The organism is Arthrobacter sp. KN11-1C (assembly GCF_052180225.1).
In the GTDB taxonomy this organism is placed as follows: Bacteria; Actinomycetota; Actinomycetes; order Actinomycetales; family Micrococcaceae; genus Arthrobacter.
In genome coordinates, this window is the sequence record NZ_CP197467.1 from 169,387 (window position 1) to 192,573 (window position 23,187).

Below are 23,187 nucleotides of genomic sequence, written 5' to 3' on the forward strand. Positions count from 1 at the left end.
GAAACGCAGGGTCCATGTGTTGCCTCTACTTCAGGTGGTCCACCAACTGGTTCGCGATGCCGGTGTACTTGCCTGGAGTAAGTGCCAGGAGGCGTGCCTCGGCGTCAGGAGAAAGGCCCAGGCCCGAGACGAATTCCTGCATGCGGACGGCATCGACGCGCTGGCCGCGGGTGAGATCCTTGAGCCGCTCGTACGGGTTCTCCATGCCTTCGACGCCGGCGATGGCTTCGGCGCGCATGACCATCTGGATCGCTTCGCCCAGGACTTCCCAATTGGTGTCGAGATCGGCTGCCAATACCTCCTCGGCAACGTCAAGGGCCTTCAGCCCCTTGGCGACATTCGAGATTGCAAGGAGCGAGTGCCCGAATGCGACGCCAATGTTGCGCTGCGAGGAAGAATCGGTGAGGTCCCGCTGCCAACGGGAGGTGACCAGCGTGGCGCCCAAGGTGTCCAGCAGTCCGTTGGAAATCTCCAGGTTGGCCTCGGCGTTTTCGAAGCGGATCGGGTTGACCTTGTGCGGCATGGTGGAGGAACCGGTGGCCCCGGCCACCGGGATCTGGCGGAAGTAGCCAATGGAGATGTAGCTCCAGATGTCCGTGCAAACGTTGTGCAGGATGCGGTTGAAGCGGGCGACGTCCGCATAGAGCTCGGCCTGCCAGTCGTGGCTTTCGATCTGGGTAGTCAGCGGGTTCCACGTGAGTCCCAGGCCTTCGACGAAGGAACGGGATACGGCCTGCCAATCGGCGCCGGGAACGGAAGCGACGTGTGCGGCATACGTGCCGGTAGCGCCGTTGATTTTGCCCAGGTACTGGGTGTTGGAAACGCGGTCCAGCTGACGGCTCAGGCGGTGCGTGATGACTGCCAGTTCCTTGCCGAGAGTGGTGGGAGTTGCCGGCTGGCCGTGCGTGCGGGAAAGCATCGGGACGGCACGGTTCTCCTCGGCCATCGCTTCGATCTGCTTCACCAAGGCCCTTGCGGCAGGCAGCCAGACATCTTCCACGGCACCCTTGACGCCCAAGGCGTAGGAGAGGTTGTTGATGTCTTCCGACGTGCAGCCGAAGTGCACCATCGCGGTCAGGTTCTCGATGCCGATCGCGGGGAGGCGGCGGCCGATGTAGTACTCAACGGCCTTGACGTCGTGGACCGTGACGGCTTCGATGTCAGCGAGTTCCGTGACCGAAGCGGCGTCGAACTCGGTGACGATGGCGCGCAGCTTCTCCTGCTGTTCGGCGGTCAGGGGACCGGCGCCTGGAAGTACGTTGTTGCTGGTCAAGTGGATGAGCCACTCGACCTCGACGGCCACGCGGTCGCGGTTGAGCGCGGCCTCGGACAAGTAATCGACCAAGGGAGCGACAGCGGACTGGTACCGGCCGTCCAGCGGGCCCAGGGCGATCGGCTCCGGCGACGCGGCGAGGGCAACGCGTCCAGAGGGCGTACGGGTAACAGCGGCGGCGACGGTTTCAGGCATGAGGCAATTCTTTCATGAACTCGGCTCGCGCCATTAAGCCGGACTGCTCTATGTGCAAAACACCGTGACTTCCCCTTCACATCAGCGTTTCCGAGAGGTTATCCACATAGCCGACAACGTCGGTTCCGCGCCATCGGAGCCCAACGTAGCGTCGATGCCACAACACCAATGGACACAGGGGAGGGCAACATCTTGAGCGGCATTCTTATTGCGGCCGGGGGAACGGATCTGGATTCGCCGCAATGTATTCCACAAGACGCGGAAATCCAGAAGCTCGGATGGCGGATGAGCGTCTGCGCGGACCAAGCCGACGCCGTCCTTGCAAGGCTAGCTCAGTTGCAACTCGAGCAATGGGAGTCGCCGGCCGGCCGAGCCTATCGGACCACGCTGGCATTACAGGCCGCCTCCCTTCGACGCGGGCGTGACGCCTTGCGCGAGGCCGCTGTTGCGACCCTCGGCCATTCCCGGAACGTGGCGTCGAAACTCCAACCGGGCTTCTGATGGCCGAGGCTGCTCCTGTCGGCGCGGGCGGAACGCCCCAGCCTCGAACACCCGAGCCCGATGGCACCTTGCGCATACGCGGCGGAGTCGGCGGGATCCGCTTCCAATTCGAAGAGCTGCTCGCCGGCGCAGCCGCGCTGGACGGTCTCGTGCTCCAATTGCAGGCCATTGAAGTGGAAGCTGAAGCGGTCAGGGTGGCTCTCTTCCCACACCAGGCATTGTCCTACGCGAGTGGGAGCAGGGCAATCATCGCGGTCGGGGAGAGCGGCCGGGATATCGGGCGGGTCCGCGAACAGCTTCAGCGGATCGGCAACGGTGTCAGGGCAAGCCACCGTGAATACGAGTTTGCGGAATCACACGCTGCGATCAGGCTGCGAATGGGCATGGGGGTGCCGATCCTCGGGACCGGACTAAATACCTTGGACCTTGGCCTGAGGGACGCCACAGAAGGAGCTGTCCGGGATCTGAGCCGGATATTGGAGCAGATGATGGGGCTGCCCCCGGCAGCGGCCAACCTTGCCGGGGCGATCGTCGGGCCTACTGATGTCGGCGCCGTCTTGAGGGCCATCGCGGCGGCCCCCGCATTGTCTTTCCTCAGGCCTCGTCCCATTTCAGTCAGCCGGGGAGAGACCGCCACCAAGAACGTGGACCTGTCGGCGGCAGGAATGCTCAGGGAACTGGATCACATCAGTGCCACTTCAGAAGGCGAAATAGAAGTGGTGCAGGTAGATCAGGGCGAAGACAGGGCGTGGGTGGTCTTGATTCCGGGCACCCAGCCGGGCAATCCGCCCGGAGGCAGCAATCCACTGGACGAGGCCGGGATTGCCGAAGCGCTGGGCTACAACTCGGCGGAAACCAGCAAGGCCATCCGCCAGGCGTTGCTCGAGGCCGGCGCCGCAGCCGGCGAAACGGTGGTGGCAGTGGGGCACAGCCAAGGCGGAATCCATGCCATAAACCTGAGCCAGGACAAGGCGTTCCTCGCCGAGTATGACCTCAAGTTTGTGGTGACCGCCGGATCGCCCGTTGGCGGGATCACCCCTCAAGCCGGGATCGGGAGCCTGCACCTGGAGCACCAACAGGATTGGGTTCCCGGGGCGGACGGCAAAGCGAATCCGGATACCAAGGACCGGGTTACGGTGACCATGACCAATCCGGTGAGCCTGGCACCTGGCGAAGACCAGGGCATCGGCCCGGCGCACAAGCTCTCACGCTACGAGGAAGGGGCGAAGCTGGTGCAGCTCAGTTCCGATCCTTCACTCGCGGCTTCCACCGCCACGCTGGGCGGGATATTGGGCGTTGGCGGAGTGGCCAAGATGAGCCGGTTCAAGCTGAGCCGTGAAGCAACGCCATCCCCGCGGGGAGGGCGATAAGGAAGTGGCTGAGCACGCCGCCTACGGCTCGCTACCGCCTGCTACCGCCCGGAATCCAACTGGCCACCATGGAAATCAGGCTGATGATGATCGCGGCGAGAACCGCTGTCCAGAAGAAACGGTCGATGGTCAGGTGTACCGGCGTGTAGCTGCTGAGCCACGCCGTCAAGGACAGCATGGCCGCGTTGATGACAATCGTGAAGAGGCCGAGGGTGAGGATAGTGATCGGGAGGGAGAGCAGCCGGACCAAAGGACGGACCAAGGCATTGACGATCCCGAAGATGAGCCCTATGAAGAGATAGGCGAGTACCACGCCCACGGTGTCGCCGCCCTGAGTGACCCCCGCGTTGCTTACTGCGTTGGTAGTTGCCGACGTCGAAATACTGAACCCGGGCAGAATCCAGCTGGCAACCCAGAGGGCCAGCCCGTTGATCAGGACACGCACAATGAATGAACCCATACGCCCATGCTTTCACATGCGCCGGCTTTCGCATGCGCCGGCCGGAGCGCTTCCCAGCATGGCCCGGAGGCCTGCAAGTAGGCTGGTGCCATGAATTCTTCTGACAACGCACCGGAGGGCGTGCGTCCCCGCCCGGTTGTGGACAGGCTCCCCAAATATGCTGCAGGCAAGCCTCCCGTAGCGATCGAGGGCCTGACCAGTTACAAACTGTCGTCCAATGAAAACCCGCTACCCCCGATTCCCGCTGTGCTTGAGGCGATTGCCGACCAGTCGGACATCAACCGGTACCCGGACCCGCTGTCCACCAAGCTGCGCACGGCGCTCGCCGACTTCCTGGGTGTCCCCGCTGACGACGTCGTCACCGGCGCCGGAAGCCTCGGAGCCCTGAACCAGATCCTTTCCACCTTTGCCGGGCAGAACCACGACGGCAAATCCGATGAGGTCATCTATGCGTGGCGCTCGTTCGAGGCCTACCCGATCAGCGTAGGGCTGGCAGGGGCTGAGAGCGTCCAGATTCCATTGCTTTCCGACGGACGCCACGACCTCGAGGCCATGGCGGCCGCTGTCACCGTCCGCACCAAGGTGATTTTGCTCTGCACGCCAAACAACCCCACGGGTCCCATCCTCACCGCCGAGGAAACCGAACGGTTTATCCAGTCAGTGCCGGCGGGCGTCGTCGTTGTCATCGACGAGGCATACCAGGAGTTCGTCCGCAGCGGGAACGCCGTGGACGGCATCAAGCTGTACCGCAAGTACCCCAACGTCGTGGTCCTCCGCACCTTCTCCAAGGCGCACGGCCTTGCGGGGCTGCGCGTCGGCTACAGCGTTTCGGGCCCGGATCTCACCCAGCACCTGCGCGTTACTGCAACGCCGTTTGCCGTCTCGCAGATTGCCGAACGCGCCGCCATTACTTCGTTGGAGAATTTCGACCAAGTTGTTGAAAGGGTACAAAGCCTGGTCGATGAGCGGGACCGGGTTACCGCAGGACTCCGGGAGCTGGGATGGTTCGTGCCCGAGGCTCAAGGGAACTTCGTGTGGCTGAACCTTGGCGAGAATAGTGCCGAATTTGCCGGACTAGCAGGTGAGCGGGCATTGTCCGTGCGGGCCTTCGGCAACGAGGGCGTCCGGGTCAGCATCGGAGAAGTCGAGGCCAATACCCGATTCCTGGAACTCTGTGCGTCCTATACAAAAGCGCCGCAGCCTTCCTAGCGGTTAACAAATGCCCCTGCGTCCCATACTGCGGATAAAGTAAGGGACGAAAGCCAAGATATGCCGATTCCGGAATGCATTCCGGAATCGGCATATATCAGCGAATATTGCTCAGCATCGGGCTGCGGCAGGCAAGGAGACGGAATGGGCGCAACTCAATTGCCCACCCCCGGGATCAACGGAACGGGACTCGATCAGCAGTCTCCCGCGGGAGGCGCTTCAAGCGATCCCGCTGCCGAGATGATCCAGCTGCTGGGGCCGGACGGCAAGCTAGGGATGGATCCGGTCTTCTCGGACTACGCCAAGCGCCTTGATCCTGAGCAACTCCGGGGCTTCTACGCCGACATGGCCAAGGTCCGCCGCTTCGACCAGGAGGCCACGGCCCTCCAGCGCCAAGGCGAGCTGGCCCTTTGGGTTCCCCTGACGGGCCAGGAGGCCGCTCAGATCGGATCCGGACGCGCCACTCAACGGCAGGACTACATCTTCCCCACCTACCGGGAACATGGCGTTGCGCTGACCCGGGATGTGGATCTGGCCGAGCTCCTGAAGCTGTTCCGCGGAATTTCGAATGGTGGCTGGGATCCCACCGAGAACAACTTCCATCTCTATACCCTCGTCCTTGCGGCACAGACGCTGCATTCCGTTGGTTACGCGATGGGAATCCAGCGCGACCAGAAACTGGCGGAAGCCAATGGTTCCAACGAGCCGAAGGCTGCCGTTGTGGCCTACTTCGGCGACGGCGCCAGTTCCGAGGGCGACGTCCACGAATCCATGGTCTTCGCGGCGTCCTATAACGCTCCCGTGGTGTTCTTCTGCCAGAACAACCACTGGGCCATCTCGGTGCCCACCGAGGTCCAGACCAAGGTCCCCCTGTTCAACCGGGCCAAAGGATACGGCTTCCCGGGCATCCGGGTGGACGGCAACGACGTCATCGCAGTCCACGCGGTTACGGAGTGGGCGCTTGAACACGCCCGCGAAGGCCGCGGTCCTGTGCTCATTGAGGCCTACACGTACCGCGTTGGCGCCCACACCACCGCGGACGACCCCACGAAGTACCGCGAATCCGCCGAGGAAACCGCCTGGAGGGGCAAGGATCCTTTGGATCGCCTGGAGAAATACCTCCGCAACGAAGGCCTGGCCGACGAAGCTTTCTTTGAGCAAGTCAGGGCTGACGGCGATGAACTCGCTGCCCACGTGCGCAGCACCACGCAAAGTCTGCAGGGCCCCCACTTCCGCGAGTCATTCGCCGGGGTCTATGCCGAGCCGCACCCCTTGGTGGCCGAGGAACTTGCTTGGTTCGAGGAATACTCCGCCGGATTCGAACGCGACGAGGAAGAAGGGGCGAGCAACTGATGACCACCATGACCATTGCCAAGGCCATCAATGAAGGCCTGCGGGCGTCGCTCACCAATAATCCGAAGTCCTTGCTCATGGGCGAAGACATCGGCCCGCTGGGCGGCGTCTATCGCGTGACCGACGGACTGATCAAGGAGTTCGGCGCGGACCGGGTTGTGGATACTCCGCTCGCCGAGTCCGGCATCGTCGGCACTGCCATCGGCCTGGCCTTGCGCGGCTACCGTCCCGTTTGCGAAATCCAGTTCGATGGCTTTGTGTTCCCGGGCTTCAACCAGATCACCACGCAATTGGCCAAGATGCACTCGCGCAGCGGCGGCAAGCTGACAGTTCCCGTGGTCATCCGCATTCCCTATGGTGGCGGGATCGGTTCGATCGAACATCACTCGGAATCGCCGGAAGCGTTGTTCGCCCACACCGCCGGCCTTCGCATCATCACTCCGTCCAATGCCCACGACGCCTACTGGATGATCCAGCAGGCCGTTGATTGCACAGACCCGGTCATCTTCTTCGAGCCCAAGCGCCGCTACTGGCTCAAGGGCGAGGTGGACACCGAAAACCCGGGACCGGCGTCGGACCCGTTCCAGGCGCACGTTCTACGAGAAGGCTCCGACGCCACGATCGTGGCTTACGGGCCGCTGGTACCGGTCGCGCTGGCCGCCGCAGCGGCCGCGGAAGAAGACGGGCGCAGCGTCGAGGTGATCGACCTACGCTCGATTTCCCCCATCGACTTCGACACCGTCACCGCTTCGGTCAAGAAGACTGGCCGCTTGATCGTGGCGCACGAAGCCCCGACGTTCGGAGGGATCGGCGGCGAGATCGCCGCGAGGATCAGTGAGCGCGCCTTCCTGCACCTGGAGGCTCCGGTGATCCGTGTGGGCGGTTTCCACATGCCGTATCCGGTGGCGAAGGTGGAAGAGGACTACTTGCCGGACATCGACAAGATCCTCGAAGCCCTGGACCGTTCCCTGGCTTACTAGCCGCCCCTGATTGCACCCGTCCCCAAGCGGACGGGCCAGCCGAGATCGAGGACCTCAGTGACTGTTAAGAAATTCAACCTGCCGGACGTCGGCGAAGGCCTGACCGAGGCCGAAATCGTCTCCTGGAAGGTCAAGCCCGGCGATACCGTTGCCATCAACGATGTCATCTGCGAGATCGAGACCGCCAAGTCCCTCGTGGAATTGCCGTCCCCGTATGCCGGCACCGTGGCGGAATTGCTCGTTGGCGAAGGCATCACGGTTGAAGTGGGAACCGCGATTATCGGCATTTCGGACAATGCCTTGGATGAGACAGCGCCTACGTCAGCGCCCGCTGCGCCGCTCGCCGCCGCCGCGGCTCCGAGCTCGGCCGTACCGGCCCCAACCGCCGCGCCTGCAGCGGAACAGGTCTTCGAAGCCTCGATGTACGGCAAGTTGCCCGCCGACGCCGGAGCGTCCGACGGCGGTCCCGCTGGCGGTCCGCTGGTTGGCTCCGGTCCGAAGGCTGACGCCGTCAAGCGCCGCCCGCGCAAGCGCCCGGAAGGCGCTACTTCGGTACCCGCCGCGCTGAGCACGGCACCGGCCGCCGTCGAACCTGTCGCCGTTGAGCCTCTCACCGTCGAGCCCGCGGCTCCGGCCCTTCCGCCGTTTGCCGCACAGCAGCCCGCGGCAATCCAGGCACCGGGTCTCACGGGTCTTGGCGCAACGGTCAGCGGCATCGTCAACCGGGTGTTGGCCAAGCCGCCCGTGCGCAAGATCGCCCGCGAGCTGGGGATTGACCTGGCCGACGTCGTTCCCACGGGAGCCCGCGGCGAAGTGACCCGCGAGGACTTGGTCAGCTACCAGTCGCAGCGCGATGCCGAGGTGGACCAAGCGGACAAGTTCTGGGGTGCATCCAAGAAACCGCAGGATCAGCGAGTGGAGCGCATCCCCGTCAAGGGCGTCCGCAAGGCCACCGCCAAGGCCATGGTCGAGTCGGCCTTCACGGCGCCGCACGTGAGCATCTTCGTTGACGTCGATGCAAGCCGCACGATGGAATTCGTCAAGCGGCTCAAGGCCTCCAGGGACTTTGAAGGCATCAAGGTATCGCCGCTGCTGATTCTCTCCAAGGCCGTGATTTGGGCCGCCGCGCGCAATCCGAGCGTCAACGCGACCTGGGTGGACAACGCCGACGGCAACGGAAACGCGGAGATCCTCGTCAAGCACTACATGAACCTCGGCATTGCCGCGGCAACCCCGCGCGGGCTCATGGTTCCGAACATCAAGGATGCCCAGGACCTTTCCCTCAAGGAACTGGCCCTTGCACTCAACGAGCTAGCCAGCACGGCACGGGCGGGCAAGACCCAGCCTTCGCAAATGCAGGGGGGCTCGCTGACCATCACGAACATCGGTGCCCTGGGCATCGACACTGGAACGCCCATCATCAACCCCGGTGAGGTGGCAATCGTCGCGTTCGGCACCATCAAGCAGAAGCCTTGGGTACTCGACGGCGAGGTCATCCCGCGCTGGATCACAACGCTTGGCGGTTCGTTCGATCACAGGGTTGTGGACGGGGACCTCTCCGCCCGTTTCATGGCCGACGTCGCATCGATCCTCGAAGAGCCGGCGCTGCTGCTTGACTGAGCAAATCGTTATTAAGGATGGGCAGACCGGCGTCAGGGGAGAGCGGCACCGGGTTGCCCGGATCCTGACGGAAGTCTTCCAGCCGCCCGCCGTCGTGTCCGTCCTGCTGCTTATCAGCCCTGCGGTGCAACCGGGTTTCCCGGGGACAATTTGGTTCGGCGTCCTGGGGGCGTTCTTTGTGTGCGTGCTGCCGTTTGCCTATGTCCTGGTCATGGTGAGGCTCGGAAAACTCAGCGACCACCACGTCAGCGATCGCAAGGAACGTGCGCCCTTGCTGATGCTTGCGCTCGTGTCCGTGGTTGTGGGGTTGTTGGTCCTGAATCTCATCCACGCTCCGACGAGCGTCTCAGCGATGATCCTTGCGCTGATTGGCGGCATTGCGGTGCTGGCCGCAGTCAGCCTCGTCTGGAAAATGAGCGGCCATGCCTCGGCAATTTCCGCGGCCGCAGTCATTGCCGTCCTCATGTTCGGTCCGGCGTGGTTGCCGCTGTTGCTTCTGGTCCCGGCCGTCGGCTGGTCCCGCGTCGTCTTGCGGGCACACACTCTCGGTCAGGTCATCGCCGGATCGTTGTTCGGCGGCGTGGTCATCGCGGGACTTTGGTCGGTCCTGCGCGGTTCGCTGGGCTAGTAGGACGTGTAGCTAAGCGCGAGATCGTGCAGTTGCTGGTCGTTCATGCTGCCCATCATTCCAAATGACAACACCATGGCCAGGGCTCCGACAGCGAGCATGGCCGAGGCGACCACAAACAACAATTTCCAGTCGGAGCGAAGGATGCTGCGGAACGTCTCCGGCATCTGGAGCAGCGGGGAAATCAAGTTCGGGGCGCTGTCTACCGAGCCGTCGTCGAGAAGTGCCACGACGCGGTCATTAGTCCGGTCGAAGCGCATGGAACTGATGTGGTTGCCGTGGCGCGCGAGCAGAATGTCGTGTCCGACGCGTTGGCGCGGCTGCAGAGTAAGCAAAAGGGATCCCCTATGGGTTGTTGTGATGGGCGGCTCACACCCTTGGGGGCCTCTTCAATTTTACCGGCGGCATCCTAGCCGCCCGGCCTAAATCGGGGTGAGACCGCCCACCACAACGCGTGATCCTGACGACTTACGGTTCGTCGGTCTTGGCGATGTAGACGTCGCACGGCGCGTTGTGCGCCACCGTGTTGGCAACGCTGCCGAGGACCCTGGCCAGTCCCTGCATGCGGCGGTTGCCGACCACGATCACTTGGGCACCCACCCGTTCGGCTTCCTTGACCAGGGCCTCTCCGGCTTTTCCGAAGACGGCTCCGTAGCTGGTGGTCAGCTGATCGGAAGCGAGTTCCGCGGCAACTTTGCTGGCGACCTTCTCGGCCGCGTCGGCGTCGGAGAGAATCCACTTGTCGCCCCCGCTTTCGACGACCTCCACATGGGCGCCTTCAAAAGCGGTGATGACGCGCAGTTCCGCGCCCAGTGCGGTTGCCAAATTCTTTGCCGAGTCGGCGGCCCGCCTTGCTGTTGCGCTGCCGTCGACTCCGACGAGGACTATTCCGCTCATATATCTGCTCCTTTGCTGATGACATCAATGGCTTCTTGCAAAACCGGCGCCAATCGGCGGACGCCTTCGGCGATGGACTCCGGTGGCACTGCGCTGAAAGCCAACCTCAGTTTGTTGGATGGTTCGTCAGAGTGCGTGAACGCCGCGCCGGGGATGAACACGACCCCTGCCTCGATTGCCTTCTTGAGCAGCGGATACGTGTCGACGCCGTCGGGCAGGGTGACCCAGACGAAGAAGCCGCCCTCGGGCTTGGTCCAACTGAGGCCGGAAGGCATGTGCTCTTCCAATGCCACCAGCAGCGCATTGCAGCGTTCCTCGTACAAGGCCCGGTAAGTGTCGATCTGTCCGCGCCAGTCGTAGTCCCGAAGATATGCCGAGACGATCATCTGGTTCAGGGTGGGAGGGCACAGCGTGACGGCTTCCGAGGCCAGGTAGAAGCGCCGCCGCAGGTGCTCGGGAACCAGGGCCCATCCGATCCGCAGTCCCGGGGCGAAGATCTTGGAGAAGGAGCCCATGTAGATGACGTCATGCTCATTCGCGGCCCGAATCGGTTCCAGGGGTTTGCCGTCGAAGCGCAAAAGACCGTAGGGGTTGTCCTCGAGCACCAGGATATTCGCGCTGCGGCATATATCGACGATGCGCTGACGCCTCGCCGGAGCGAGCGTGATGCCGCTGGGGTTGTTGAAGTTGGGGATCGTGTAGAGGAACTTGATGGTCTTGCCTTGGGCCTGAAGCGCCGCGATCTTGGCTTCGAGGAGCTCCGGGACCAGGCCGTCGTCGTCCATGTCCACGGTCTCAACCTGGACCTGGTACGCCTCGAAGGTGTTCAGCGCGCCCACGTAGGTGGGGTTTTCTACGAGGACTACGTCGCCCGGATTGCAGAAGACCTTCGTGGCAACGTCCTGGGCCGATTGGGAACCGGCGGTGATCACCACGTTCTCCGGCCGGGCGTCCAGGATGCCCTCGGCCGCCATGATCTCGCAGATCTGGGTACGCAGTTCCTCGGTTCCTTGGCCGCCGCCGTACTGCAGCGCCGTCATTCCTTCTTCAGCGATGATGCGCGCGGCGGTCTGGCCGAGCTTCTCGAGGGGCAGGGACTGCAGGTAGGGGTTTCCGCCGGCGAGGGACACGAGTCCCGGTCGCATTGAAATGTCGAAGACGTCACGCACAGCGGACTGCTTGATGTTGGCGGCGCGCTCCGAGAAAAGTTCCTCGTGGCGGTGGGCGGCAGTTGCTGCTCGCTCTATTGCGTCGATTGCTTCCGCGGGCAACTCGGGCCCGGCATCCAATGTTTCGTGGGTCACATTGAAAGGATACTCCCCGGAGTTGCCAACTGAGCAACGGATGTTTCATCCTAATTTTTGGATTCGCGGGGCGAAGCGCTTTACGTCCTGGCTGAGGAAGGCTGGAATAGAGCCATGACGACGCATCCCGAACTCGAATCCAAGGCCCTCCGCTTCCACGAGCTCCATGCCGCGCCACACGCGCCGTTGGTGCTGGTGAATGCGTGGGATGCGGCATCTGCGCGAATGGTCGAGGAAGCGGGCGCGACGGCGGTGGCGACCTCCAGCTCGGCAGTCTCCTGGAGCCTGGGGTACCGGGATGGGGACCACCTTCCGCGGCAACTCGCGATGGAAGCACTGTCCCGGATAGCGAAGGCCACTCATTTGCCCGTGACTGCTGATATCGAGACCGGGTACGGGCGTACGGACGAAGAACTCCAGGCCACCGTCCGGGCGGTGCTTGACGCGGGCGCCGTCGGGATCAACATCGAGGACTCAGCGGACCAGCCGCTGAGCGAAATCGCTGACCAGTCCAGGCGCATCGCGCTGATCAGACAGACTGCGGAGGAGGCGGGCGTCCGACTGTTCATCAACGCGCGAACGGACACTTATTGGTCTGGAAAGTTTCCGGACACTGCGTATGAGGAAACATTGCGCCGCGCGGATGCCTATCAGCGGGCCGGGGCAGACGGAATATTCGTCCCCGGCTTGGCGGACCTCCATGTCCTGCATGAACTTTCCCGGCGGATCAGCGCACCTCTCAACGCTCTGGCCGGCCTGGGTTCGCCGTCGCCCGGGGAACTGCACGACGTCGGCGTGCGGCGAATCAGCATCGGCGGCAGCACTGCCAGGGCGGCCTACGCGAAGGTCTCCAGGCTGGCCATGGAAGTTCTTGGCGACGGAAACTGGTCGGGCCTCGCCGGAAGCCGGAGCTATGTAGACATGGACGCGCTCTTCGAATGACCGGCCAGTTCAGCGCAAACCCAGGACATCCGCGAGGGCGTTCCCGTCGATGTAGATCGCGGCTTGGGATGCCCCCGTTGCCGCCACCGCGGTTTGCGTGAGCTGAGTTGCGATCCGCGGGTTGTCGCACACGCCTCCAGGCCGAAGTGACCCGCTCAGGTTCACGACGGCGGTGCTGCCGTCGAGGTAGCCCGAAACGTAGCGCAGCGCCGAGCCCGAGAGCGCGTTGTACAAACCTGCCCCGGACGCGGTTCCATCGGGGGCCAGCAGTTGCCCCATTGCCACGGCCAGCGGGTCGCTGCCCGGAGGTGCGGCGACGTGCACAGCTACCAGGCTATCGTCGCAGGCGAACCGCACACCGCGGCTGCCGCCGTCGCCGATCGCCACGAAATACACTGTGGTCCCGGTCGATCCGCCGGCGCTTGGCAGGGCCACGGCAACCGGGCCTGGTGCGGGTTCCTGCGGGCTCGCCTTGGTTGGCAGCGACGCCGCGGGTGGCGGGTTGAAATACGGAGGAGGAGCGGGGAGAGGCGCGGGAACCGGACCGATGACCGGTTTCTGCGTCCCTTGGACGCCGTCGGGTGAGACCGGTTGAGCGGAGCCTGACCCGACCGGAGTGCCGCCGTCGGGAGAAGCGCAGCCAGCCAGGCAGAGTGCGAGCGACAGGCACAGCGCGGCGATCGCCGTCGTCGTGCCTTCCGCGTCTCGCCTGACCCCCATGACAGCCCCGCTCCTGCCCTGATCACCTCTGGTGCCTGTAACTCAACGTTACGGCGGGCCGCCCGGGTGCGAGCCGCTCCGCCCATGACGGTTCGGCCTCAGCTCAGTCACGGAATGGTAGCGGCGCGGTGACGCTTTTGCTTGGGTGGCGGAGCCGTTCCGGCTGGTCCGTTCCCTTGATCTTTCGCCAGCCACCTGCGCGGTTGTTCGCTGCGATCTGCCGCAGCATGGTGATGAGGGGCGCGCGCGGAATCAGCTCGTGCTGGTGGAAGGTGATCATCCGGGCGGTCTTGTTGTCGTGTCCCGAGGTGATGATGTTGTCCGGGTCGGGGACGATTGCGCCGTCGTAGAGGAACAGGTTGACGTGGTCCTTGGCTGCCAGCAGCGCGCAGACGTTACCGTCGAGGACGAAATAAGGCCGGGTGCGACGCTTGATCGTTTCGACGATGTCGGGCTCGGCTTCATGGATGAGGTCCCGTAGTTGCCCAGCGATGTCGCGTTGCCAATCCGGGAGGCCCTCAAGGTAGGCGTCGACCTCGGAATGGCGGTTGTATTCGGCCATGCCGTCATCGTATCGACAAAGAATGCCCCCGCCCACGCCTCAATGGCGGGACGGAGGCATTCTTGGGATACCGGAGAACTAGGCCGCTACTTCTTCCTGGACGGCGGTCAGCGGCTCGAAGATGGCCTTGATCTGCTCGACAACTTCGGCGTCGTCCTTCGGGTGCAGTTCAGCGAAGCGGATCATGGAGCCGGGAACGGCAAGCTTGACGTCCTCGAGGACCTTGGCGCCTGCGATGCCGGCTGCCTTGCGGGCCTCGTCCTGCGCCCAGACGCCACCGAACTGGCCGAACGCGGTGCCGACGACGGCGGTGGGCTTGCCTGCCAGCGCACCGGCGCCGAACGGGCGGGACAGCCAGTCGATGGCGTTCTTGAGCGATGCCGGCATGGTGCCGTTGTGTTCCGGGGTGACCAGCAGGATCGCGTCAGCTTGGGCAGCCGCAGCGCGGAGGGCCGCGGCTTCCGCGGGAACCTGGCCTTCGACGTCGATGTCTTCGTTGTAGAACGGGATGTTGCCGAGGGAGCCGTGGATCCGTACTTCGACGTTTTCGGGGGCGTTGAGCTGGATGGCTTCGGCGAGCTTGCGGTTGTGGGAATCGGCGCGGAGGCTGCCAACAAGGGCGAGAACGGTGTTCTTGGACATGGGAACTCCTTGGGTCTGGCCGCGGACGGTGCCGCAGGCGCTCGGTTGTGGAGGCTTTTGCTGCCTTCGTAGATTCTAAACGGACTGCGGTCCGCTTAATATTCCCGGCGCTAGAATGTTTTTGTGAGCCTCATCCCCATCCGGCCCGGTTCGCCTTTCGGGACGCAGCCGGAGCGCAGCGACGCCGCGCGTAATCGCGAACGGCTCCTTCGAGCTGCCAGGGATCTCGTGGCCGAACATGGAGTGGACGCCGTCACGATGAACATGCTCGCGTGCCGGGCCGACGTCGGGAAGGGAACGGTCTTCCGCCGTTTCGGCAGCCGTGCAGGACTCATGATGACACTCCTGAGCGACGCGGAGGCGGAATTCCAGCGGGAGTTCATCTTCGGTCCACCGCCGCTCGGCCCCGGAGCGCCCCCGTGTGAACGCCTCATTGCCTTCGGCGAAGCGCGCATCAAGTATGTCGAAGAATACGGCGAGCTGGCCCGTGCAGCGGCGGAACATTCCCCGCAAAACCGGCACGACGCCCCGCCGGTCGTGTTGTGGCACCGGCACATCGAGATGCTGTTGCGGGAAGCGGGCCTGGACCGCGATCCTTGGCTTATGGCTCTTTCGCTCGGCGCAACCCTCGATCCCGAGCGGATCCTCAATGCCCTCCGCGCCCATGGAGTCGCGGCGGAGCGACTGGCGGCATCGTGGCGGGAACTCGTCACGCGCCTGCTGAAAGAGTGCTGACATAACCTTCGCCCGACTACCGTGGCCCGGTAGCGTAGCGGCATGACCCTCACACCGATCCGCGCCGCCGTCGTCGGCTATGGCCTTTCCGGCAGCGTCTTCCATGCGCCGTTCATCGCGGCCAATTCCGCGTATTCCCTCGAGGTGATCGCTACTTCGGACGCGGGCCGTCAGGCCAAAGCCCAGGAGCGGCATCCCGGCACGAGGATCGTGAACGGCCCGGAGGACGTCTTGGCGCTCGCCGGTGAGTTGGACCTCGTGGTGCTCGGCACTCCGCCCGCGACCCATCATCCGCTCGCGAAGGCAGCGCTGGAAGCCGGGCTCGACGTCGTCGTGGACAAGCCGTTCGCCGTGAGCAGTACGCAAGGGCAGGAGCTGATCGAGTTGGCCGCGCGGCTGGGCCGCGTGCTTACCGTCTACCAAAACCGCCGCTGGGACGGCGACGCCCTCACCGTGAAGAAGCTGCTCGACGCCGGGACGCTCGGTGAGGTGATGCGCTGCGAGGCCTCCATGGAGCGTTGGGCGCCCGAAATCAGCAAGGCGTGGAAGGCCGGTGCCACGGCCGACGACGGCGGTGGGCTGCTTTTCGACCTGGGAACCCACCTGCTGGACCTGGCTGTGCAGATGTTCGGGCCCGCTGAAGTCATCCATGCCGAAATCCTGGCCCGAAGGCCCCAGGAAAAAGCCGATGACGACGTCTTCCTGGTCCTCAAGCATGCTTCCGGCGTGATCAGCCACGTCGCGATGAACGTCAACAGCCAGCTCCATGCTCCGCGCTTCCGCATCCTGGGCAGCAAGGGCGGCTTTGTGAAGTTCGGGATCGATCCGCAGGAACCGTTCATCGTGTCGGGCGGCCGGCCCACCGACGGCGCCTACGGCGTGGACGATCCTCACCACTACGGAACCCTGGAAATCGACGGCGTGCGGACCACGGTACCCACCGAGCGCGGCGCCTACCAGGAGTTCTACCGGATCCTTGGGGAGAAGATCGCCGACGGCGGTGCCGCCTCCGCCTTGCCGCTCCCCGTGGATCCGGCCGGGCCAGTCGAGGTGCTCAAGCTGATTGAGCAGGCCAGAACACTCGCCTGAAAGTTTTTTTGGATCGGGCGTAACCTCGCCGGGGCCCCCAGCGATGTACGGGGAGTGTGGACAACGTCCGCACTGATCATCCAGTAGCGACACAACCGCTGCCGGAGCAGTCCCAAAACGTTTGTCGGAGGGTTCCATGTCCTTGTTCACTGTCCTTGCCACCAGCAAAATCGCCGCCGGCGTCCTTGCCGCCGGAGCTGTAGCGGTTGGCGGAACCGGCGTCGCAGCCTTCAACGGAGCGCTTCCCAACGATATGCAGAAGAGCGCCCACGAGCTGCTCGGAGCCCCGGCTCCGACCGCATCCAAAGCAGCCGAGTCCGCAGAGTCCAAGACGGCTGGCGCATCCCAGAGGGCAACGTCCAAGGCCACTGACGCTGCTGCCGACGCCAAGTCCAAGGCCACGGACGCCGTCGATGACGCAAAGTCCAAGGCTGCCGCAGCAGCTGCGTCTGCCAAGGCCACCTCACCGGACGCGTTCGGTCTTTGCACCGCTCTCCTCAACGGCGGCCTGAAGGCCGACACCAAGGTGCCCGGCTACTCGTCACTCGTCGTTGCAGCTGGCGGAGAGGCCAACGTCAACGCACACTGCGCCACCGTGGTGAGCGAAGGCAAGGCTGCCGGCCTGAAGGCTGACGGATCCGCTTCCGCCAAGGTCGACGCCGACGGAACCGCCACGCTGCCCGCTACGCCTGCCGTGCCGACTGTTCCCGCAGTGCCGTCCGCACCGGCCGTCCCTGCTGTACCAGCTGTCCCGTCCCAGGTGCCGACCGCGCCGGTGCACGTGCCGTCCGATTCTGTCAGCCCGTAACACTGCGGCTACGCTTGAACGGCGGGGCTCCTTGGCTAAATGACAAGGAGCCCCGCGACGCAACAGACTGCGGCAGCGGTCATTTCCCAGGCCAGGGACGATGACCGCGCTGCGTGGGATGGAGGGGTCGCGGGTGCTTGACCCTTTGGCTGATGAATACTTGCAGGCGGATGAGGAAGATCCCGCACTGCTCTTCACGGCTGCCTACAACGAGTTTTCCGGACCGGTGTTTGGATACCTGCGCGCCCGCGGCGTAGACGATCCGGAAGCAGTTACCCAGGACGTGTTCCTGGCTCTCTACCCCAAACTGGATTCCCTCCGAGGAGGACTCCAGGGGGCCAAGACCTTGCTTTTCTCCATAGCGCACGCGCGAATGGTGGATCACTACCGCAAGCGTGAACGCACGCCTGATTCCGCCCCCTATGAAGCCGACCTGGATGCGCGAAGCGCGCCTTCGGCCGAAGACCAGGCATTCGGGCACGGGGAGGGCTTGGGAGTGACGGAGCTACTGGCCGACCTCAACCCCGACTACCGGGAAGTCCTTGCACTCCGGGTCGTCGCCGACCTGTCGTTGGAAGAAACAGCGGCCATCATGGGCAAGTCCCAAGGAGCCGTGAAGCAGTTGCAGCGCAGGGCATTGAGTGCACTGAGAGAACGTGCACTACTAAGGAATGGCACATCATGAGCGAAAAATCCGCATCCTTCGGGGAGCAAGGCGTTGACCGCCTGCTCGCTGAAGCCGGGCTCGACGAAGCATACGAGATCCGGACAGAGCTGCTGGAACTGCGCGCCCTTGCGAGCACCCGGCCGCAGCCATCGGCAGCTGTGCAAGCCTTGATGGCACCCGGCCGCGTGGCGATCATGCCTGTTTCCGATGTCGAGGCCGCCGAGGCCGTTGCCTCCGCGGAGGCGCCCTCCGGCGCCGCGGCTGCGCCCGTTGATGAACTGGCCGCCCGTCGCCGCAAAAAGGGCCGTTTGACCTTCGCCGCCGTAGCCGTTGCGGCTTCCCTTGCCGCCGGGGCTACCGCCGCGGCTGCGTCCGAGGGCGGCATTACGGGAACGATTGAACACTTGGGCGCCGTGGTGGGGTCGGTCGTCTCCCAGCTCACCCCTGGATCGGGCGGGAACGCTCCGCAGCAGCAGGGAACGCGCCCGGAGCCGGGTTCTGTGCCTACCCGGGGAACGAGCAATCCCGCATCGCCTTCCCCGGAGTCGTCCAGCCCCGATGTACAAGGCAACAACACGCATCCATCGCCGCACGCGACTCCCAGCCCTGCCGCGTCAGGGTCCGACTCGGATCCGCGCAAGGGACTGCAAGACGTCGCCAAAGGCCACCCTGGACCCATCACGATCCCGACGCCGCCGGTGGTCCCAACGCCCACGCTCCCGTTGCCCCAGCCCGTTCCCTCCGAGATCCTCCCAGGCAGCCCGGTAAAGCCGTAACCGTCATAATGCCCCTGCTGCAGGGGTACTCCATCAGACGCTCTTGCAGATATGGCCCGGTTTCACCCGACGCTCGCTCACCAATACGCCCGATTCCTGCGTCGCTCGCTCAGAAGATCTGAGCGAGCGATGGGCCAAAATGCCTTAGAAGTGAGCGAGCGTTTCGAAAAACACCGACATAAGTGAGCGAGCGTCGGTGGGGACCACGACGGCGGGGTGCCGCTTCCCGTGGAAGCCGCACCCCGCCGTCGTGATCGTTAAGGGTAATCCACTGCTCCGTAACTGTCGTTCTGAAGGCTCAAAACGACAGTTAAGTGGGCCCACGCCGGCGAGGGCCCCGGCCTGAGCTTGCGAAGGCAGGGAGCCGGTGGGGAGCAGCCGATCAATAAAGAAACTATGCCGAAACCAGGTTGTGCCAGTCGGCGACGAGGGGCAGGTTGTGCGCCTCGGAAACCGAGTGGTGAGCCACGTGGCCTCCCGCGATGTTGAGGCCGGCTGCCAGGGCGGGGTCGCGGTCGAATGCGGCCCTGACGCCCAGGTTGGCCAGCGCCACTGCGTAGCGCAGGGTGACGTTGGTCAGAGCGTAGGTGGAGGTGTTTGGAACGGCGCCAGGCATGTTGGCGACGCAGTAGAAGATCGTGTTGTGGACCTTGTACGTGGGTTCCTGGTGTGTGGTGGGGTGCGTGTCCTCGAAGCAGCCGCCCTGGTCCACTGCGATGTCCACCAGCACGGAGCCGGCCTTCATGCGGGAGACCAGCTCGTTGGTGACCAGCTTGGGGGCCTTGGCGCCCGGGATCAGCACGGAACCGATGACGAGGTCGGCGTCGACTACTGACTTCTCGATCTCGTACGCGTTGGATGCAACCGTCTTCAGGCGGCCCTGGTAGAGCGCGTCCAGTTCGCGTAGGCGGTTGATGTTGATGTCGAGGATGGTGACCTCGGCGCCCAAGCCGAGAGCCATCGCGGCAGCGTTGGTACCGGCAACACCGGCACCGAGGACAACGACCTTGGCCGGGCGGACACCCGGGACGCCGCCCAGCAGCACGCCCTTGCCACCGGCCGGAGCCATGAGGGAGGAAGCGCCGACGATGACCGACAGGCGGCCTGCGACCTCGGACATGGGTGCCAAGAGGGGCAGTGCGCGGCCGTCCTGGACGGTTTCGTAGGCGATGGCCGTGACGCCGGAGTTGATGAGGGCCTGGGTCAGCTCGGGCTCAGCGGCCAAGTGCAGGTAGGTGAAGAGGATCAGGCCCTTGCGGAAGCGGTGGTACTCGGCCTTGATGGGTTCCTTGACCTTCATGACCATGTCGGCGCGTGCCCAGACGTCGTCGGCTTCGGCCACGATCTCCGCGCCTGCAACCGCATATTCCTCGTCCGTGATGCCGGAGCCCAGGCCTGCGCCACGTTCCACCAGGACGCTGTGGCCGTGGGTGCGGAACTCGTGAACGCCCGCGGCTGTGATGGCAACGCGGAATTCGTTGTTCTTGATCTCTTTGGGGACACCGATGATCATTTTGGGCTCCATGTTCGAAAGGCTTCAACGGCCTTTTTCTCTGCGGGGGACTGTGATTCCAGAATAAATCCGCTGTGAGCCAGGCGACAGGAAACGTGATCGCTGGCGTCGCGAGCTTCCCCGGAATTTCGGGGTTTTTGCCGCGTGAGGCTCGACATTTGTCGATATTGAGAGCGGCAGGTGTCGCCTGATGTTCGTCCGGCAAAGTAGTGTTTTCTCCATGCAACAGGACGTGGAGAAAATCGTCGAGGATGTCGCACTCAAGTTGGGCCGCGGCCTCTCCTTGGAAGACCTCGACGGCGTGCTGCTCGCCTACAGCTCCAACCAGTCCCACGCCGACCGCGTGCGCGTGAATTTCCTCCTGAGCAAGCGTGTCCCGGTGGACGTCAGTGCGTGGCAGCTCTCGCACGGAATCGCTACCGCGGTGCGTCCCGTCGTCGTGCCCGCCAATGAGGACCTCGGGATGGTGGGGCGCGTTTGCGTCCCGCTGCTGGTGCGCGGATTCCGCGTCGGGTACCTCTGGGTCCAGCAGGACCTTGACGAGCAGACCGCGACGGCGATACTCGCCGAATTGCCTGGCGTTCGGGACGAGTTGGACCTCCTCGCCGGGTTGCTGCTCGATTCCAACACAGCTGAGTCGGAGTTCCGGCGTCGACGTGAGCAGGAATTCCTGGCCGCATGCCAGGGCGAGTCAAACGCGGTGGCCGCCGTGGCGGGATGGAAGGAAATCCAGGGCCGGGGACCGTGGCAGTTGGTCACCGTGCTCGACGCGGCGGACAGCGGGGGCGTCTCGGATCCGATCGCGGCGACCCTGACGCATCGTTCCGCCGCGCTGCAGGCTACTATCGGCGTCGATTCCGTGCTTTTCAGTGCCGGCACCGAGACTCACGCTGTCCTGTTGTTCCGCGAAACCGGCGGGCGGGCAGAACACGCCCAGGTCCTGGTCCACTATCAGTTGGAACTCGCCAAGCGCGCTGGCCGGAAGGTGGACCGTGTCATCCTGGGCATCAGCGAGCCGTTTTCAGTCATCCGTCAACTGGGCAGGGCGTACCGGCAATCGAAGCTCGCGGCCCAGGCTGCCGCCGTCGACCCTCCGCTGGGCGAGCTGGTGGACAGCAGTTCGGCAGGGATCTACCAGTTGTTCGAACGGCTTCAGGCGCCCGGTGGCTGGGACGATTCGGGCTCGGCACATTTCCAAGAGATCGAGGATGCCGATCGCAACGGCGAGTTGCTGCCCGTGCTCGAACTGCTCTACGACAGCGACGGCTCTGTGCAGGACGTGGCCGCGAAGCTCCACTTGCACCGCAGCAGCATCTACAACCGGCTGGCGAGGGTCCGCCAACTCATCGGCGCAGATCCGCTGAATGGCGCCACCCGGCTCGAACTCCACGCAACGCTCAAAGCGCGCCGCTGGGCGGGCCGTCCGCGGATTTGACGCCACTGGAACCGAACCCGCGCTGGCTTACTTGTTGAACTGCCTCAACTGAATGCTGCAGCGCCACCGGTCCGGGCGGTACTGAATCATCTGCATCCGGTTGCTTTGGCAACACCGCCCATGCCACTCGACGGCGGGTGTTCGATGCTGTCCCATCCTCACGGCAGGATCCCTGTTGCCGCGCCCAAAATCGACCCTAGATCCACGCCTGATTGGGTGGGTTGAGGCGTGGGAGTAGGACTGGCCGGGTTCCGCGGCTTCCAAGAACCTGTTGGCCCGGGCGAGGGCGTGTCGGTCTGCGTCGGAGTCGGGGCGGGAGCGGTCGGCCCGCTGGGAGCCGGGCTGGGAGCCGGGGCAGGCTGGGCCGGAACCGGAATGGCAGGAACGGGCACAGGCGCGAGGCTCGGGGGCAATGCTGAAGGGATCGTGGAGGGGACCTGGACCGAAATCGTTGGTCCCGAAACACTCGACGGTTGGACCGGGGCTGGTCCTTGCGGCGAATGTTGGGCAGGGTCCGCGGCGGTCTGGCCGGCCTTGGCGCTTGGGGTAGATGCCGAAGGGGATGCCGCGGCGCTGGGGGAAGTTCCCGCCGTCGTGGAAGGAGCACCGGAGGGCGTGGAACCCTGGCTGTCCGCACTGGCAGCGTCCTGGGCGCGGGATTCCTGGCCGAAGAAGGGCAGCTCAAGGGCTTGGCCCAGGGAACCGGCGGTCAACAGGATTCCCACGGCTCCTGCAACCACTGCCATGCGGTTGCTCATCGTCCGGATGCTGGCAGCCTTCTTGAGGACGGCGTGCGGTTCCCGGCTGAACGACGAGCCGGTAAACGACGCCGTTCCGACGCCGGCGCGGGGTGCCGCCGGGAGCGCCGTGGTAGCTGCGTTCTCGGTTTTGGCTGGCTCGGCAGTCGCTGCGGCTGCTGTCGCGGCGGCCGCGGTCGCTGCAGCCATCGTCGCGGGAGCTACCGTCGGAATCGCCGTGGTGGCTGGTTCTGAGGTGGCTGGCTCCGCCGCCGCAGCGGGCACGGTCGGAATGGCGGCCGTCGCTGGTTCTGGCGTGGTTGGTTCCGCCGACGCAGCGGGCGCCGTCGCCGCAGCCGCAGTCGGAACGGCCGCGGTTTCGCTGGCTTGGGCGGCGCGCTCCCGTTCGGCCGCGCGGGCAGCCGCGCGCGTGGTGGGCACCGCCGTCGTTGGGGTTGCCGCGGGCGTGGGCTCCGGCGTCGAACTCAAAGGTTCAGAAGCGGGTGCCGCAATGAACGGTCCGCCGTCTTTGGCCCGACGACGTCCAGTTGGCTTGGTGCTCTCGCCCGCCACTTGGGCACGGCGAGGCTGATCCATGGTTGGGGACATGGTGATTGCCTCTCAACGCCTTCGAGGTTAGCTGTCGGGTTCGGACGAGGCCGTCCGGCCGCGCTTGGCGGCTTCACCCCAAGGGCCTGTGGAGAAATAGGCCCGGAGACTCTGGGTCCCCCGTCTCTGCCGCGGGTCTGGCGGATTCCGGGTTGCGGCAGA

At 64.5% G+C, this 23,187-nt stretch carries 24 protein-coding genes and 1 riboswitch; of the genes, 15 read left to right on the forward strand and 9 right to left on the reverse strand.

Translation table 11 applies throughout. The annotated features are described in order from the left end of the window. Positions 1–25 precede the first annotated feature (25 nt). Entirely contained in the window at positions 26–1,468 is a 1,443-nt protein-coding gene (gene purB, locus ACSBOX_RS00815; protein ID WP_442544360.1) for an adenylosuccinate lyase, read from the reverse strand. A gap of 192 nt (positions 1,469–1,660) precedes the next feature. On the opposite strand from purB, the gene ACSBOX_RS00820 reads away from it, so the two are divergent. Both ACSBOX_RS00820 and ACSBOX_RS00825 read left to right on the forward strand, forming a co-directional pair. Next, the gene (locus ACSBOX_RS00820) at positions 1,661–1,969 is read left to right on the forward strand and encodes a hypothetical protein (protein ID WP_442544361.1); all 309 of its coding nucleotides are present in this window, start codon (positions 1,661–1,663) and stop codon (positions 1,967–1,969) included. Further along, positions 1,969–3,339, forward strand: coding sequence for a hypothetical protein (locus ACSBOX_RS00825; protein WP_442544362.1), 1,371 nt, complete (start codon positions 1,969–1,971; stop codon positions 3,337–3,339). Before ACSBOX_RS00820 ends, ACSBOX_RS00825 begins: the two co-directional genes overlap by 1 nt. A 31-nt stretch (positions 3,340–3,370) precedes the next feature. Here ACSBOX_RS00825 and ACSBOX_RS00830 read toward each other — a convergent pair whose 3' ends face one another. Beyond that, positions 3,371–3,799: a phage holin family protein gene (locus tag ACSBOX_RS00830; protein ID WP_442544363.1), complete on the reverse strand. Its 429-nt coding sequence runs from the start codon at positions 3,797–3,799 to the stop codon at positions 3,371–3,373. Between the two features lie 90 nt (positions 3,800–3,889). Here ACSBOX_RS00830 and ACSBOX_RS00835 point away from each other — a divergent pair, with 90 nt between their 5' ends. The 5 genes from ACSBOX_RS00835 (at position 3,890) to ACSBOX_RS00855 (ending at position 9,589) form a co-directional block, all read left to right on the forward strand. Beyond that, positions 3,890–5,008, forward strand: a complete 1,119-nt coding sequence (locus tag ACSBOX_RS00835) for a histidinol-phosphate transaminase (protein WP_442544364.1) — start codon at positions 3,890–3,892, stop codon at positions 5,006–5,008. Positions 5,009–5,152: 144 nt separating this feature from the next. After that, a complete protein-coding gene (gene pdhA / locus ACSBOX_RS00840; RefSeq protein ID WP_442544365.1) occupies positions 5,153–6,361 on the forward strand; it encodes a pyruvate dehydrogenase (acetyl-transferring) E1 component subunit alpha in 1,209 nt (402 codons plus the stop codon). Next, positions 6,361–7,341, forward strand: coding sequence for an alpha-ketoacid dehydrogenase subunit beta (locus ACSBOX_RS00845; protein ID WP_442544366.1), 981 nt, complete (start codon positions 6,361–6,363; stop codon positions 7,339–7,341). Before pdhA ends, ACSBOX_RS00845 begins: the two co-directional genes overlap by 1 nt. Before the next feature lie 57 nt (positions 7,342–7,398). Further along, entirely contained in the window at positions 7,399–8,961 is a 1,563-nt protein-coding gene (locus ACSBOX_RS00850; protein WP_442544367.1) for a dihydrolipoamide acetyltransferase family protein, read from the forward strand. Then, the gene (locus tag ACSBOX_RS00855) at positions 8,954–9,589 is read left to right on the forward strand and encodes a phosphatase PAP2 family protein (RefSeq protein ID WP_442544368.1); all 636 of its coding nucleotides are present in this window, start codon (positions 8,954–8,956) and stop codon (positions 9,587–9,589) included. Before ACSBOX_RS00850 ends, ACSBOX_RS00855 begins: the two co-directional genes overlap by 8 nt. Here the strand turns inward: ACSBOX_RS00855 and ACSBOX_RS00860 are convergent. The 3 genes from ACSBOX_RS00860 to ACSBOX_RS00870 all read right to left on the reverse strand — a co-directional run bounded on the left by ACSBOX_RS00860 (position 9,586) and on the right by ACSBOX_RS00870 (position 11,790). After that, on the reverse strand, positions 9,586–9,924 hold the full coding sequence (locus ACSBOX_RS00860; protein WP_442544369.1) for a hypothetical protein: 339 nt from the start codon (positions 9,922–9,924) through the stop codon (positions 9,586–9,588). The genes ACSBOX_RS00855 and ACSBOX_RS00860 overlap by 4 nt on opposite strands. A 133-nt stretch (positions 9,925–10,057) precedes the next feature. After that, positions 10,058–10,486 carry a universal stress protein gene (locus ACSBOX_RS00865; RefSeq protein WP_284982587.1) on the reverse strand — a complete coding sequence of 143 codons (429 nt, stop codon included), beginning with the start codon at positions 10,484–10,486 and terminating at the stop codon, positions 10,058–10,060. Further along, entirely contained in the window at positions 10,483–11,790 is a 1,308-nt protein-coding gene (locus tag ACSBOX_RS00870; protein WP_442544370.1) for an aminotransferase-like domain-containing protein, read from the reverse strand. The genes ACSBOX_RS00865 and ACSBOX_RS00870 overlap by 4 nt, the downstream gene beginning before the upstream one ends. A 114-nt stretch (positions 11,791–11,904) precedes the next feature. Here ACSBOX_RS00870 and ACSBOX_RS00875 point away from each other — a divergent pair, with 114 nt between their 5' ends. Continuing rightward, positions 11,905–12,732 carry an isocitrate lyase/PEP mutase family protein gene (locus ACSBOX_RS00875; protein WP_442544371.1) on the forward strand — a complete coding sequence of 276 codons (828 nt, stop codon included), beginning with the start codon at positions 11,905–11,907 and terminating at the stop codon, positions 12,730–12,732. Positions 12,733–12,741: 9 nt separating this feature from the next. Here the strand turns inward: ACSBOX_RS00875 and ACSBOX_RS00880 are convergent, their stop codons facing one another. From ACSBOX_RS00880 to ACSBOX_RS00890, 3 genes are all read right to left on the reverse strand, one after another. Further along, on the reverse strand, positions 12,742–13,452 hold the full coding sequence (locus tag ACSBOX_RS00880) for a GerMN domain-containing protein (RefSeq protein WP_442544372.1): 711 nt from the start codon (positions 13,450–13,452) through the stop codon (positions 12,742–12,744). A gap of 103 nt (positions 13,453–13,555) precedes the next feature. Continuing rightward, positions 13,556–14,014 (reverse strand): DUF1801 domain-containing protein, encoded by a 459-nt coding sequence (locus ACSBOX_RS00885; RefSeq protein WP_442544373.1) that lies wholly within the window; start codon positions 14,012–14,014, stop codon positions 13,556–13,558. A gap of 78 nt (positions 14,015–14,092) precedes the next feature. After that, positions 14,093–14,656 carry an NAD(P)H-dependent oxidoreductase gene (locus ACSBOX_RS00890; RefSeq protein WP_442544374.1) on the reverse strand — a complete coding sequence of 188 codons (564 nt, stop codon included), beginning with the start codon at positions 14,654–14,656 and terminating at the stop codon, positions 14,093–14,095. Between the two features lie 123 nt (positions 14,657–14,779). Between ACSBOX_RS00890 and ACSBOX_RS00895 the strand changes: the two genes are divergently transcribed. The 5 genes from ACSBOX_RS00895 to ACSBOX_RS00915 all read left to right on the forward strand — a co-directional run bounded on the left by ACSBOX_RS00895 (position 14,780) and on the right by ACSBOX_RS00915 (position 18,731). Then, complete coding sequence (locus tag ACSBOX_RS00895) at positions 14,780–15,391, forward strand: TetR/AcrR family transcriptional regulator (RefSeq protein ID WP_442544375.1); 612 nt, start codon at positions 14,780–14,782, stop codon at positions 15,389–15,391. 42 nt (positions 15,392–15,433) lie between these two features. Continuing rightward, positions 15,434–16,480: a Gfo/Idh/MocA family protein gene (locus tag ACSBOX_RS00900; protein WP_442544376.1), complete on the forward strand. Its 1,047-nt coding sequence runs from the start codon at positions 15,434–15,436 to the stop codon at positions 16,478–16,480. A gap of 136 nt (positions 16,481–16,616) precedes the next feature. Beyond that, positions 16,617–17,288 carry a hypothetical protein gene (locus tag ACSBOX_RS00905; protein ID WP_442544377.1) on the forward strand — a complete coding sequence of 224 codons (672 nt, stop codon included), beginning with the start codon at positions 16,617–16,619 and terminating at the stop codon, positions 17,286–17,288. Between the two features lie 133 nt (positions 17,289–17,421). After that, positions 17,422–17,973, forward strand: coding sequence for an RNA polymerase sigma factor (locus tag ACSBOX_RS00910; RefSeq protein ID WP_442546094.1), 552 nt, complete (start codon positions 17,422–17,424; stop codon positions 17,971–17,973). Beyond that, positions 17,970–18,731: a hypothetical protein gene (locus tag ACSBOX_RS00915; RefSeq protein WP_442544378.1), complete on the forward strand. Its 762-nt coding sequence runs from the start codon at positions 17,970–17,972 to the stop codon at positions 18,729–18,731. The genes ACSBOX_RS00910 and ACSBOX_RS00915 overlap by 4 nt, the downstream gene beginning before the upstream one ends. A gap of 394 nt (positions 18,732–19,125) precedes the next feature. On the opposite strand, the gene ald is transcribed toward ACSBOX_RS00915, so the two are convergent. Then, positions 19,126–20,244 (reverse strand): alanine dehydrogenase, encoded by a 1,119-nt coding sequence (ald, locus tag ACSBOX_RS00920; RefSeq protein WP_442546095.1) that lies wholly within the window; start codon positions 20,242–20,244, stop codon positions 19,126–19,128. 220 nt (positions 20,245–20,464) lie between these two features. Between ald and ACSBOX_RS00925 the strand changes: the two genes are divergently transcribed. Then, positions 20,465–21,679, forward strand: a complete 1,215-nt coding sequence (locus ACSBOX_RS00925; RefSeq protein WP_442544379.1) for a PucR family transcriptional regulator — start codon at positions 20,465–20,467, stop codon at positions 21,677–21,679. A 228-nt stretch (positions 21,680–21,907) separates the two neighbouring features. Continuing rightward, a complete protein-coding gene (locus ACSBOX_RS00930) occupies positions 21,908–23,008 on the forward strand; it encodes a hypothetical protein (protein ID WP_442544380.1) in 1,101 nt (366 codons plus the stop codon). A gap of 19 nt (positions 23,009–23,027) precedes the next feature. Further along, a riboswitch (cyclic di-AMP (ydaO/yuaA leader) is annotated at positions 23,028–23,178 on the reverse strand. Between the last annotated feature and the right edge of the window lie 9 nt (positions 23,179–23,187).